Genomic DNA, 13,146 nt, shown 5'->3' on the forward strand with positions numbered 1-13,146 from the left:
TGATAGGGAGGGAAATGAATGACCAAACTGGTAGAAATCAACGTGCAAGATGCCGTCGGTTATCTGAAATTGAATAGGCCTGAAAAGTTGAATGCCTTGTCATGGGAATTGGTTCAGGAAGTCATGGATGCCTTGGATGATTTATCCGCCGATCAGACAGTCAAAGTCATCGTTTTATCAGGAGAAGGCAAAGCATTTTCTGCAGGCGGCGATATATCTTCCATGAGGGAGCTGGCAGATGCGGCTGAAGTGGCGGAGTGGATCGAGTATGTTTCAGGCTTGCCGAAGAAAATCATGGACCTGAATAAATACGTCATAGCTGCTGTTCATGGCTATGCGGCAGGGGCAGGGTTCAGTATCGCCTTAGCTGCGGACTTTATTGTGGCAGATGAAGATGCCAAGTTTGCGTTGAGTTTCTCAAATATTGGCCTGATTCCTGATTTAGGTTTGATCAAATTACTGACAGAGCGTGTGTCGCCGCCAATTGCCAAAGAATGGATTTCATCAGCCAAGACGCTGTCAGCTGAAGAAGCTCGCAGCCACGGCCTCATCAATAAAATTTCTACAGGTTCAGTGGTGGAGGCTGCGGCTGAGTTTGCGGACTTTATCGTCAAAGGTCCTCCAATCAGCAATAAATATGTTAAATACCTTGTGAATCATACAGGTGACTTGCATAAAGAAACGGCATTTATGCAGGAGAATATGATTCAGGCAATGCTGCTTCAGACAAAGGATCATCAGGAAGGCGTCGCGGCTTTTTTTGGCAAACGTATTCCTCAATTTAATGGCAATTAGAATTGGATTTTGTAAGCGGATACAAAAAACAATACATTAAACGGATGGAGGGAAATTTATGAAATCATTCAAATCTCAATTCTCAGTAGCTGGTTTGGGCTTAGTGCTTTTGTTGTCAGGATGTGGAGGCAGTGAAGAATCGGGTGGCTCTTCTTCAGAGGGAGAAACGATCACCCTGCGCGCGGCCACTGGGCTTAGTGCCCAGCACGCTTGGTGGGAAGCATCGATGGTGCCTTGGATGGAAAGAGTGGAAGAATTGACGGAAGGCCAGGTTCAATTTGAATCCTTTACCGGGGGAGAATTGGTGGCAGTTCCGGATGAAGCAGAAGCACTTGAAACCGGTACTGTGGATGTAGCGATTGTCCTGCCGATTTATCAGCCGGATCAATTTCCAATGGCGGAAGTTACCATGCTGCCGCTGAATCATTCCGATACGCTGATTGCTTCCAATGCATGGAAAAACCTTCTTGAAAGTGAAGAGGAATTGGCAGATGGACAGACGTATACAGAAATGCAATTTGGCAATTTCAAAGTATTTCCGATTTCTACAACCCAGGAATACTCTATTTCTACAACTGGACACGAATTCAATGCAGTCAGTGATGTAGAAGGAACTTCACTTCGCACACCTTCTAGAATCCATGAAATGTACTCAGCTAAAACGGGCATTAACAGTGTCACTATGCCGGCAGTCGAAATTTATGATTCTTTGAGCAGAGGCACATTTGAAGGAGCATTTTACAGTATTGCTGACTGGACAGGCTATGGCTTCCAGGATTTGTTCACCTATACGTTAACGGGCATCAATTTCGGACATTTCAATGCATTTATTGGGATGAGTCAGGACAAATGGGATGAAATGCCTGAAAATGTTCAGGAAGCAATGACTCAGGCAAATGAAGAGATTTTCGAACCAGGCGCCCAGGAATGGATTGATCGTTCAGAAGAAATCATTCCTGAAAATGAAGCGAATGGCGGTACATTCGTTGATTTTGCGGACTTGGATCCAGCAGTCCAAGATCACTTCAACCAAGGAATCGAAGAAACATGGACCGATTATGCAGCATTGCTAGAGGAAAGTGGAATGCCTGGAAATGAATTAGTTAAGATGTGGAGAGATCTTCTAATTGAAGAAGGCGGCGAAGTACCAGAAGCTATTATGAATCTGGAATAGCCGTTTTGGGAAAAGGGAATAGCTTGTCAGCTAAAAAGCCATTCCCTTTTCTTTTTATAATTTGATGCAAGGAGGTCTTGAAATGGACAACTTATTGGTCATAGGAATTATTTTAATAATGATGATTGTCTTGCTGATAGCAGGATTATATATACATTCTGTACTCCTTGCCAGTGGCATAATCGGTTTGATCCTGCTGGAAGGATTCGGGATTCTTCCTGGACTGCTCGGCAACGAGCCTTTTAACCGGGTAGCCAGTTACACATTGACGACCATTCCGCTTTTCGTTTTAATGGCTCAGTTTATTCTTCAATCGGGGCTGGTTCAGGATATTTTCTACATGGTCCATAAGGTATCCAAAGGGAAGAACAGTTTGCTTGGTGTTTTGACCTTGATCATCGGCGGAATGCTGGGAGCAGTTTCCGGTTCGGGAACCGCTACGTCAGCTTCATTGGGGCAAGTCGCGATTCCGGAACTGCGGAAACATGGCTATAGTGCACCGCTTGCTGGTGCAATTGCGGCCTCAGGCGGCTCGTTGTCAGGGATTATTCCGCCAAGCATTATTCTCATTCTGTACGGAGTAGCCACTGAAACACCTGTAGGCAGCCTGTTTGTTGGAGCATTTATTCCCGGAATATTGACTATGATTGTGTTTATTCTGGTGATGCTCGTGTATTTCAGATTGGATCGAAAAAAACAGGTGCAGACGCATATTGAAGAGCCTGTAATTAAAGACGCACCATTGCCGGAAAAGCTGTCTGCCATCCGGTTGATCATTGTAAGCGTCATTGCCATACTCATTGTTCTGGTAATATTTGGCGGCATTTACTCAGGTATCTTTACACCGACTGAGGCCGGTGCAGTGGGAGCATTCGTAGGTTTGCTTGCTGCGCTGGTTCTGGGGAAAGTCAATTTACAATTTTTCAAAACTTCTGTTGTCGAAACGGTAAAACTGACAGGAATGGTCATGATCATCATGATCGGTGCCCAGATTTTTGGACGTTTTGTTTCCTTGTCCTTGCTGCCGAGGCGATTGATAGAATTGATCGAACCGATCATGGATACACCGGTATTGGTGCTGATTGCTATTTCTGTTGTTTTGTTCATCATGTTCATGTTTATAGAAGGTGCGGCTGTAATATTGATGTCCATTCCAGTTATCCTTCCCATCATTCAGGAACTGCAGGTCGACATCCTTTGGTTCGGGGTATTTGTTGCCGTCATTTGTACGATTGGATTGATTACGCCGCCTGTCGGATTGAGTGTTTATGCGGTTGCCGGAGTCAGCGGAATCAGTTCAGGATCAATATTCCGCATTTCCATGGTTTTCGCTGTTGTCGCGATGGTCGTCGTCTGTGGCTTAATGATTGCGTTTCCAGGGCTTGCCACATGGCTGCCGAATTCCATGTGAGTGATTGAAGGGAGTGGACTTGAATGAATGGAGTATGGAAAGCTTATAATATTTTTCATTATATAAAACTGGCGGGAATATGGATCAGTGGCATCAGTGTGCTTTTGATGATGCTGATGATTGTCTACGACGTTGCGATGCGGACCTTCTTCTCAAGCTCCATACGTGGAGGGTTTGAAATCATCCAGAATTACATGATGCCTTTGGTAGTATTCCCTGGCCTCGCCTATGTCTACGCGTCCGGTGTATTGCCGAAGATGGATTTAATCCTTGAAAAACTGAATAACACAGCACAAAGAATTTTGATTTTCTTTATGCTGCTTCTTGAATTGTTTGTCCTTGTGCTGATTGTACAGTTCAGCTGGGAATATGCCATGAGCGGCTTTGAGCGCAAGACCGCGTTTCCTGCTGCCGGCACTTTGTATCCTCTGTACCCGTTGTTTTTCCTGATTCCTATCGCGTTTGCCATGATTGTTGTTGAAAACGTCTTTATCCTGATACGAAATATCCTGGAAAACAAACCATCGATGGTCATGAAGGAAACGGAAGGAAAACCTGAAGAACTGCTTTAAAATTGAATGAATGAGGTGGTGGAATGAGTCTCCGGGAACGAAAAGCAGCCAAGAAAAAAGAAGATATTCTTCGTTCCGCGAGTTTGGTCATTTCACGCAATGGCTACCAGAATGCGACGATGGAAGACATTGCTGCAGAATTACTGATGACTAAGGGCGCGCTTTATTATTATTTTAAAAATAAAGAAGAACTCTTGTACAGCTGCCACGACCTGATTTTGTCAGCAGCTATGGAAAAGATGGAAGCCATTTATTTAGAAGAATCATCTTCAATGGACAAAATGAAACGAGCGATCAAGACCCACTTGGACATTGCGATACGTGAAAAAGAAGTGTTTAACTTGATTGTAAAGCCGGAACAGCTTTTTTCAGCAGAGCATATCGAAGAGATTATTCAAAAGCGCGATCAGTATGCCGGAATTTTCGACAAGATCATAGCCGAAGGCGTGAAGCGCAGAGAATTTAAGGTGTCCGACAAAAAGATGGCGCGCATGATTATACTAGGTGCCACCAACTGGGTGCAGGTTTGGTATTCGCCTGAAGGAAAGTTCAGCAAAGAAAAAATAGAAGACATTTACGCCGATTATTTTTTGAAGATGCTGTTGTGAATAGGCAGAAAGAAGTTTTTGATGAGTGGGAAGTTTCTTCATTCCTGACGAGACTTGCTCCCCCCGGTAAAACGGGATAACACAAAAGGGATTGATTGCAATGAGGAAGGTTCATGTCATTACTCAAAAAGAAGCAGTAGCAGAAGAGAAGTTGAAAGGCTGTACAGCAGCAGTCATCGACGTCTTACTTGCGACTTCGACGGTTGCTTTTTTGCTCGAAAATAATTACGAACCCATTTACGCTGTTAGGGATAGTGACCAGGCAATAAAGCTCTCAAAGCATCAGAACGAATCCCATATTCTGCTGGGGGAAACAAAAGGGGAATCTATCCAGGGGTTTCAATATCCTGACCCTTGCCTGATCCAGCTAAACGATGATAAGCAGGCGGCCATTATTTGTTCTACAAACGGTACAATCGCCATCGAGAAAGCAAGCAAAGCAAACGTGCTTTTCATCTCGTCCCTGGTGAACGGGCATTTGATCGCAGAGCGGATCCACCTGCAGGAAGATGATTCTTCTATTGTGCTGGTCTGTTCAGGAAATGATGATCGATTCTCTATGGAAGACTTTATCGGAGCAGGACAGATAGTCGAACACCTGACCCGGAAGGGAAACTACAGCTTATCCGATTCCTCAAAATTGGCCAGGGAAGCATATCGCCATGCCCATAAGACGTCATTTAAAGATTTGTACGAGTGCGAAACAGCGCATTTATTGAAGCGTTTCGATTTTACCGGTTCTGTGGAATTTGTGCTGCGGCATCACGAAGCAGTGGATGTTGTTCCATTGTATAGAGACGGAAAAATTGTTAATGACCATCAGAAAATAACTACTAAAAGAAGGTAAAGGAGGAAAGCCATTGCAGAAAGAACATTGGACAGTGATTAGTTTGGAACGCCGGGAAACCGTTGCAGTGCTGACTTTAAATAACCCGCCGCTAAATGTCCTGACAGATGAACTGCTGAACCAATTAGATGAAGCCATCAACGACATAGATCGGGATCCCGGAATTCGGGCAATTGTTTTGAGGGCAGCTGGGGAAAAAGCTTTTGCTGCCGGTGCTGATATTCGCCAGTTTCCAAGCCTGACAAAAGAAAGCGGGATAGCGCTGGTGGAAAAAGGCAAAAAGATCTTTGACAAGCTGGCAGGCGGAAAACCGGTTATTTGTGCAGTTCATGGATTGGCTCTCGGGGCCGGACTAGAGCTGGTGCTTGCCTGTGATATCCGGATTGCCGAAGAAACCACGAAATTAGGCTTGCCAGAAACAGGGCTCGGCATTTTGCCAGGCTATGGCGGCACACAGCGGTTAACCCGTCTGGCTGGTCCGGGAAAAGCAAAAGAGCTGATTTTATCCGGTGAGCCTTTGTCCGGCAAAGCCGCTTTCGAAGCAGGTCTGGTCGAAAGGCTTGTCCCCCAGGGTGAGGCTTTCGAAAATGCCATAAAGTTGGCGCAGTCCATAGCGTCAAAAGCTCCACTGGCAATAGCGAACGCCAAGAAGGCGATTGATGGAGGAGTGGAGCTAAGTTTAGCGGCAGGACAGGAGCTAGAGACACAAATGTTTTCAGAGCTTGCCGAAACGCAGGATATGCAGGAAGGCGTCAAAGCATTCACTGAAAAGCGGACGGCTAATTTTCAGGGGAAATAAAGCTTGAATGGAGATGGAGCGATGAAAAGCATTGCGATAGTTGGTGCCGGAATTATGGGGAACGGCATTGCCCAAGTAGCGGCCGAAGGAGATTACGAAGTTTTCTTGTATGATATCAACGCCGAAGGCTTAGCGCGGGGAGTCTCCAGAATTGAAAAGACTTTGGCCCGGAATGTCGAAAAGAAGAAAATTGATCAAAGCCAAAGTGATGATATTCGTGGGAGAATCACACCGACAGGAAATATCAGCGATTTGAAGGATGTTGATTTGGTTATTGAAGCCATCATTGAACAAATTGAACCCAAAAAAAGTCTTTTGGTTGAACTCGACGCCATATGCAAGCCTTCTACCATTTTTGCCTCCAATACATCCGGTTTGAGTATTACCGAAATGGCCAGCGCTGTGAAAAGGAGCGACAAAGTGATCGGCATGCACTTTTTTAACCCAGTACCTGTTATGCAGCTGGTTGAAATCATAAGGGGGGAACAAACGAGTGATGAAACCTTCGAGGCCGCTCACCAAGTAGCTGGCCGCTTTAATAAAACTGCTATTTCGGTGAAGGAAGCACCATTATTTGCGGTCAATCGCATTTTAACTCCGATGATCAATGAGGCGATTTTTGTCTTATCGGAAGGCATAGCTTCGGCGGAAGACATCGACAAAGGCATGATGCTGGGGGCCAGCCATCCGATCGGACCACTCGCTTTGACCGATTTGATTGGTTTGGACACGATGCTGTTTGTAGCTGAAACTCTTTATAACGAAACCAACGATTCGAAATACCGTCCGGCACCCTTATTGAAGAAATATGTGCGGGCTGGCCGGTTAGGCAGAAAATCAGGCCAGGGATTTTTTACTTATGACTGATGATCGGGGAGTGGATAGGATGAGTGCAACAAATAAAACGGTCGAACCGATTGACTGGGGAAAAGTTGAAAAGCACTTGCGCAAGTCAATGCCAGACTTGCCTGAAGGAGAAATGGCTGTTCAGCAATTTTCAGAGGGCTATTCGAATCTGACGTATTTAATTAGCATCGGCAGTTGGGAAGGCGTTCTGCGGCGTCCTCCTTTTGGCGAGGTGCCGCCGCGCGCGCATGACATGGAAAGGGAGTATCGGATGCTCGAAAAAGTGAATCCGGTTTTCCCGTTGGCGCCAAAGCCTTATATATATTGTGAAGATCCTGAAATTATGGATAAGCATTTTTATGTAATGGAGAAAAAACAAGGCGTGGTAATTGATGATAAGCTTCCTGAATCCTATGGCAGCTCCGAGCAGGTTGGAGAAGCAATATCAAAAAACGTTATCAACACGTTGGTTCAGCTGCAATCCATCGACTACCAAGAAGCTGGAATGGCCGGAATGGGTAAACCGGAAGGATTCATGGAACGGCAAGTTAAGGGGTGGATCAAGCGTTACAGCCAAGCGAAAACTGAAGAAATTTCGGATTTGGATGACTTGGAGCAATGGTTGTCGGCCAATATTCCAGTTAATCCGGAGACGACAATTGTCCATAATGATTTTAAATTGAACAATATGGTCCTGGACCAAGAAGATCCGGGCAAAGCAGTCGGCATTTTGGACTGGGAACTGTCAACCATAGGTGATCCTTTAAGCGATTTAGGCTCGACGGTTGCTTACTGGGGTGGACCGGAAGATCCTGATATGGGCATTAACATCGTTACAAGCCAATCGGGATTTTTCAGCAGGAAAAAGTTTATTGAGGAATATGCAAAACAAAGTGGGCGTGATGTTTCCAACGTCCAGTACTACGTAACATTCGGATTTTATAAGCTTGCCGTTATTTTGCAGCAAATCCATTATCGTTGGAAAATCGGAGAAATCGATGATGATCGCTTTAGTGATTTGAACCAGGCGGTTGCGAATTTAGTGGATATGGCCAATCGAACGAGAAACGGCCAATTGATTTAATAACAACTCTCAAAAAGCGGGTGGATCTATGAGTGGACAAGGGATGGTTTTCGACTATGCCCCTTTTTTGGTCGAGGCCGGAAAAATAAAGGAATTTGCGAGAGCTTTGCAGCTGGAAAATCCGATTTATTTCGATGCAGAAGCGGCTAAATCAGCAGGATATCGGGGAATACCGGCGCCGCCAACATTTACAACAGTCATTGATTTCTGGAACGACCGCAATTTTTACCAACTGTTCTCAAATTTTCTGAAACTGAACCCGAACAACGTTCTCCACGGAGAACAGGCATACGACTATCATAAAGTCATAATAGCTGGGGATATCATTTCTGCTCAAGTGACGGTAAAAGACCAGTTTCATAAAAAAGGGAAGAACTTCTTTCAATTGGAGACGGTATACCGGAACCAACAGAATGAAACGATGGCAGTGGGACGGGCCACGATTATTGAAATGCCGGAGGTGACCGCATGACAGAATTACCGGCCATCATTAAAAAACCGATCGCACCAATTGATTTGGTGAAGTACTCAGGTGCATCTGGTGATTTCAACGAGATTCATACGGTGCCAGCCATTGCTGAAGAAAAAGGGCTTGATGATACTATTGCGCATGGCATGTTCGTTATGGGGTGGGCAGCAGCGGCTGTAGAAGAGTGGTTTCCGGACCGGCAGCTGCAATCTTTTGGCGTTCGCTTTCAAGCTGTCACCCATCCAGGAACAGTGCTTGTCATTAATGGGTCAATGCTGACCGACAAGGAAGGGGAAATCCTCATTAAAGATCAGCAGGGTCAAACAAAGCTGATGGGGACATTTGTTTTGAAGAACGGTTCTACCTGATTATTAAAGACGGAATATTCGTTTAATATAAGGAGTTTAAGGACTGTGATTTAAAGCTATACATATCCCGCATTTGATTTTGCTAATAAATAAGCAGTCGTTGTTGGAGGCGGTAAAGGAATCTGCTCTGCTATTACATTTGAAGGTTCGTGACATCATGGGGTACACCATGATTGCTTTAATTTATGGAGGTTTGGTTATTGGAGCCTGCATGTTGATTTTCTAAAGGAATGAGGAGTGAATAATATGAAAGCAATCGTTGTCGAAAAGACCGGTACACCTGAAGTATTGAAACTGCAGGAAGTGGATAAGCCAAAACCTGGCCCAGGCCAGGTGCTGATCCGGGTGGAGGCCATCAGCGTTAATTTTGCGGATATTAAAGCCCGGCAAGGCCAGTATCACGGCGTGGCAGCAGATGCCGCATTTACGCCTGGGCTGGATTGTGCAGGAGTGGTTGTGGAAATCGGAGATCAAGTAAACCGGTTCCAACCCGGGCAGCGTGTCATGGCGTTCCCGGCAGGCGGTTCATACGCCGAATTTGTCGTAGCGCCCGAAAGTTTAACGTATGCGGTACCTGATGAAATCAGCAGCGAAACAGCTGCGGCATCATTGACCGTCGGAATCACTGCCTATAACGTCATTCAAAAGATGGCGAGGCTGGAACAAGGTGAAACCATTTTGATCCATGCAGCTGCTGGAGGCATCGGTTCAACCGCCATTCAATTAGCCAAAATTCTTGGGGCTTCTAAGATTATCGGAACTGTCGGCAGTGATGAAAAAATAGACCGTGCCAAATCTTTTGGAGCTGATGAAGTGATTAATTATCGATCGACAGATTTCGTGGAGAAAGTTAATGAATTGACTGCAGGAAAAGGAGTAGATGTCATTCTTGATACGATTGCAGGAGAGAATTTTGAAAGGAGTTTAGACTGTCTGGCAACATTCGGCCGAATCATCTCTTTCGGGCACGCGAACGATGGATCGATTCCAGGAATCGCAAAAACGGATCAGCTTCATTCAAGCTGCCGTTCCATCATTGGCTACAGTACTGGTACGTACCGGAAGAATCGTCCTGAATTCCTCAGGGAAGGCGCAGAAAAAATAACCGAATACCTGCTGCAAAAACAGCTGAAGACTGTCATTTCCAAAAGCTTCGCATTGGGGGATGCTGCGGATGCACATGCCCATATTGAGAGCCGGACAAGCATCGGCAAGGTATTGCTGATTCCATAGAATGGATTTTATAAAACAGCAGCTCTGAAAATGCAGAAAAGAAAGGGGAATTGGAGCATGAACAATGTTTACTTAATAGATGGAGCGAGAACAGCTTTTGGCGGATTTGGGGGAGCGTTTGCCAATACGGACGCCACTGAACTCGGAGCGGCGACTGCAGTGGAAGCTTTGAAGCGGTCGAACGTCAAAGCGGCGGATATTAACCACGTTTTTTATGGCAATGTCATCCATTCCAGTTTGAATGCTGCCTATATCGCTCGCCATATCGGGTTAAAAGCAGGAGTGCCGAAGGAAGTGCCGGCATTGACCTTGAACCGTTTATGCGGATCGGGTGCCCAGGCAGTCGTGGCGGCAGCGCAGCATATTCTGTTGGGCGAGGCTGACTTGGTACTGGCGGGCGGAGCAGAGAATATGTCAATGTCTCCATACTCCAGCTTTGACCAGCGCTTCAGCAAGTCGAAAATGGGCAATTTGCAATTTGAAGATATGCTCACTGCAACATTGACGGATCAGTATACAGGCAGCGGCATGGGCATGACGGCAGAAAAACTGGCGGAACAATACGATATTTCGCGTGAAGAACAAGATGCTTTTGCAGTGGAATCAAATCAAAAAGCCGCACGGGCAACTGAATCTGGTGCATTTGCGGAACAGATTATCGGTGTCGAAGTGAAAACGCGAAAAGGTGTTGTCGTGGTGGACCAGGATGAACATATCAAACCGGATGCCACAACAGAAACTTTGTCGAAACTCCGTCCGTCATTTAAAAAAGATGGAACAGTGACGGCAGGCAATGCTTCGGGCATCAACGACGGCGCTGCATCTCTTATTGTGGCAAGCGAAAGAGCGGTGAAGGAGCATAGCCTGAAGCCGATGGCGCGGATTGTTTCCTGGGGAGTGGTTGGAGTCGATCCGACCATCATGGGAATTGGACCCGTTCCGGCCATCAAGCAGGCATTGGAGCGCGCCAAATTGACGCTTGATGATATCGATTTGTTCGAACTCAATGAAGCATTTGCGGCGCAATATTTGGCGGTGGAGAAGGAGCTTGGCCTGGACCGTGAAAAAGTGAATGTCAATGGCGGAGCGATTGCTCTTGGCCACCCGGTTGGTGCGAGTGGAGCGCGTGTCTTATTGTCGCTTGCTTATGAACTGAAGCGCCGCGGCGGCAAATATGGAGTGGCGAGCCTGTGCATAGGCGGAGGCCAGGGAATTGCGGTGGTGATTGAGCATGCTTAAACTGCCGGTTATTGTGGCGCCGATGTTTTTGGTGTCAACACCCAAAATGGTCATTGAAGCATCAAATGCAGGTGTCGTCGGTTCTTTTCCTTTGCTGAATGCGCGGCCGATTGAAGCTTGTGGGGAATGGCTGAAGGAAGTGAAAGAATCGCTTGGAGAAAAGCCCTGGGCAGTCAATTTTATCTGCCACCGCGGTTCGAATAAACGATACGAAGAAGATTTCGAGATGATCCGCCAGTATGAACCACCTATTGTCATTACATCTCTCGGATCTCCAGGGGATGTCATTGAAGTTGTCCATGCTTACGGCGGTCTGGTTTATTCGGATGTGGCGAATGTTCGGCATGCAAAAAAAGCGGCTTCGAGCGGAGTTGACGGTCTGATCCTTGTGTGTGCAGGAGCAGGGGGGCACGGCGGCACGATCAATCCTTTCGCTTTTATTGCAGCTGTGAAAAAGTTCTACAGCGGAACAATCATTTTATCCGGCTCTTTATCTACGGGATCCGATGTGGCTGCGGCTAAGTTGATGGGTGCGGATTACGCTTATATGGGTACGCGCTTTTTGGCAGCTGAAGAAAGCAGTGCGCCTGAAGAGTATAAACAGATGGTCATTGATTCGACAGTGGAAGACGTTCTCTATACTGATTCTTTCAGCGGTGTACCGGTCAACGTGTTGATTCCAAGCCTAGTCAAGCAGGGAATCGATCCAAAAACTTTAAAGCCGAAAGATGAAATCGATTTGTCGCATTTGGTCAATGCTAAAGCCTGGCGGGATATCTGGTCGGCAGGACATGGAGTTACTACTATCACCAAACGTGAGACAACCAAAGAAATCGTGGATCAATTGCTTGCTGAATATGAGAAAGGGGTGGCTGGCCTTGTACGAAACGATTAAAACCGATTTGCAGGCTGGAATTCTAACGCTGACTTTGAATCGTCCCGATAAAATGAATGCTTATACGGAAAAAATGAACGAGGAGCTGCTGCATTTCTATAAGGAAGTCAATCACGATGATAACGTGCGCGTCATAGTGGTGACGGGCAGCGGCAGGGCATTTTGTGCAGGCATGGATTTGTCGGAAGGGGGCTCGACTTTTTCCTCTGAGCAATCCTCTGATGAATACCGGGACCTTGGAGGACAGGTCAGCCTACAGGTTTACGAAGTCAATAAGCCGATCATTGCAGCCATTAATGGACCGGCTGTCGGAATTGGCATGACGATGACATTGCCGATGGATATCCGGATCGTCAAAAAGGACACCAAAATTGGCTTTGTCTTCGGCCGCCGCGGCATTGGTCCGGAAGCGTCCTCAGGCTGGTTTCTGCCAAGAGTGGTCGGGATCGGCAAAGCGCTTGAATGGACTTTGACCGGGCGTTACATACCTACCGCTGAAGCAGTGGAAGCCGGACTGATGCAATATGAATCGGAAGATCCATTGGAGAAAGCTTATGAAATCGCTCGGGAAATTGCTGAAAACACCGCTGCTACTTCCAATAGCTTTACCCGCCAACTGCTGTGGAAGATGCTGGGCCAGGAACATCCATACGCTTCCCATTTGGTCGAATCAAAATTTTTGCATTGGGCAGGTCAGAATGCGGATGCTGATGAGGGCATTGGTTCATTTGTTGATAAACGAAAAGCTGAATTTCCGCTAAAGGCCAGTCAACTGCCGGATTTTTTTGAATGACTCTATCCCGTAA

General features: G+C 46.3%; 15 protein-coding genes. All 15 read left to right on the plus strand.

Annotated elements, in window-relative coordinates; translation table 11 throughout:
- Positions 1-18: 18 nt before the first annotated feature.
- The 15 genes from QOZ98_RS04550 (at position 19) to QOZ98_RS04620 (ending at position 13,133) form a co-directional block, all read left to right on the plus strand.
- Positions 19-795 (plus strand): enoyl-CoA hydratase/isomerase family protein, encoded by a 777-nt coding sequence (locus QOZ98_RS04550; protein WP_308786317.1) that lies wholly within the window; start codon positions 19-21, stop codon positions 793-795.
- 58 nt (positions 796-853) lie between these two features.
- Entirely contained in the window at positions 854-1,969 is a 1,116-nt protein-coding gene (gene dctP, locus QOZ98_RS04555; RefSeq protein ID WP_308786318.1) for a TRAP transporter substrate-binding protein DctP, read from the plus strand.
- An 82-nt stretch (positions 1,970-2,051) separates the two neighbouring features.
- Entirely contained in the window at positions 2,052-3,380 is a 1,329-nt protein-coding gene (locus tag QOZ98_RS04560; protein WP_308786319.1) for a TRAP transporter large permease, read from the plus strand.
- A 23-nt stretch (positions 3,381-3,403) separates the two neighbouring features.
- Positions 3,404-3,952, plus strand: a complete 549-nt coding sequence (locus tag QOZ98_RS04565) for a TRAP transporter small permease (protein WP_308786320.1) — start codon at positions 3,404-3,406, stop codon at positions 3,950-3,952.
- A gap of 23 nt (positions 3,953-3,975) precedes the next feature.
- Positions 3,976-4,560: a TetR/AcrR family transcriptional regulator gene (locus QOZ98_RS04570; RefSeq protein WP_308786321.1), complete on the plus strand. Its 585-nt coding sequence runs from the start codon at positions 3,976-3,978 to the stop codon at positions 4,558-4,560.
- Between the two features lie 100 nt (positions 4,561-4,660).
- On the plus strand, positions 4,661-5,407 hold the full coding sequence (locus QOZ98_RS04575; RefSeq protein WP_308786322.1) for a 2-phosphosulfolactate phosphatase: 747 nt from the start codon (positions 4,661-4,663) through the stop codon (positions 5,405-5,407).
- A 13-nt stretch (positions 5,408-5,420) separates the two neighbouring features.
- Positions 5,421-6,206, plus strand: a complete 786-nt coding sequence (locus QOZ98_RS04580) for an enoyl-CoA hydratase/isomerase family protein (RefSeq protein WP_308786323.1) — start codon at positions 5,421-5,423, stop codon at positions 6,204-6,206.
- Between the two features lie 21 nt (positions 6,207-6,227).
- Positions 6,228-7,073 (plus strand): 3-hydroxybutyryl-CoA dehydrogenase, encoded by an 846-nt coding sequence (locus QOZ98_RS04585; protein WP_308786591.1) that lies wholly within the window; start codon positions 6,228-6,230, stop codon positions 7,071-7,073.
- Between the two features lie 19 nt (positions 7,074-7,092).
- Positions 7,093-8,136 (plus strand): phosphotransferase family protein, encoded by a 1,044-nt coding sequence (locus QOZ98_RS04590; protein WP_308786324.1) that lies wholly within the window; start codon positions 7,093-7,095, stop codon positions 8,134-8,136.
- A 28-nt stretch (positions 8,137-8,164) separates the two neighbouring features.
- The gene (locus QOZ98_RS04595; protein WP_308786325.1) at positions 8,165-8,608 is read left to right on the plus strand and encodes an FAS1-like dehydratase domain-containing protein; all 444 of its coding nucleotides are present in this window, start codon (positions 8,165-8,167) and stop codon (positions 8,606-8,608) included.
- Positions 8,605-8,973 carry a MaoC/PaaZ C-terminal domain-containing protein gene (locus tag QOZ98_RS04600; protein ID WP_308786326.1) on the plus strand — a complete coding sequence of 123 codons (369 nt, stop codon included), beginning with the start codon at positions 8,605-8,607 and terminating at the stop codon, positions 8,971-8,973. Before QOZ98_RS04595 ends, QOZ98_RS04600 begins: the two co-directional genes overlap by 4 nt.
- A gap of 246 nt (positions 8,974-9,219) precedes the next feature.
- Positions 9,220-10,206 carry a quinone oxidoreductase family protein gene (locus tag QOZ98_RS04605; protein WP_308786327.1) on the plus strand — a complete coding sequence of 329 codons (987 nt, stop codon included), beginning with the start codon at positions 9,220-9,222 and terminating at the stop codon, positions 10,204-10,206.
- 57 nt (positions 10,207-10,263) lie between these two features.
- Complete coding sequence (locus tag QOZ98_RS04610; RefSeq protein ID WP_308786328.1) at positions 10,264-11,445, plus strand: acetyl-CoA C-acetyltransferase; 1,182 nt, start codon at positions 10,264-10,266, stop codon at positions 11,443-11,445.
- Positions 11,438-12,340 carry an NAD(P)H-dependent flavin oxidoreductase gene (locus QOZ98_RS04615; protein WP_308786329.1) on the plus strand — a complete coding sequence of 301 codons (903 nt, stop codon included), beginning with the start codon at positions 11,438-11,440 and terminating at the stop codon, positions 12,338-12,340. Before QOZ98_RS04610 ends, QOZ98_RS04615 begins: the two co-directional genes overlap by 8 nt.
- On the plus strand, positions 12,324-13,133 hold the full coding sequence (locus QOZ98_RS04620; RefSeq protein WP_308786330.1) for an enoyl-CoA hydratase-related protein: 810 nt from the start codon (positions 12,324-12,326) through the stop codon (positions 13,131-13,133). Before QOZ98_RS04615 ends, QOZ98_RS04620 begins: the two co-directional genes overlap by 17 nt.
- The last annotated feature ends 13 nt before the right edge of the window (positions 13,134-13,146 follow it).

This window comes from Planomicrobium stackebrandtii (assembly GCF_030814955.1).
Lineage (GTDB): Bacteria > Bacillota > Bacilli > Bacillales_A > Planococcaceae > Planococcus > Planococcus stackebrandtii.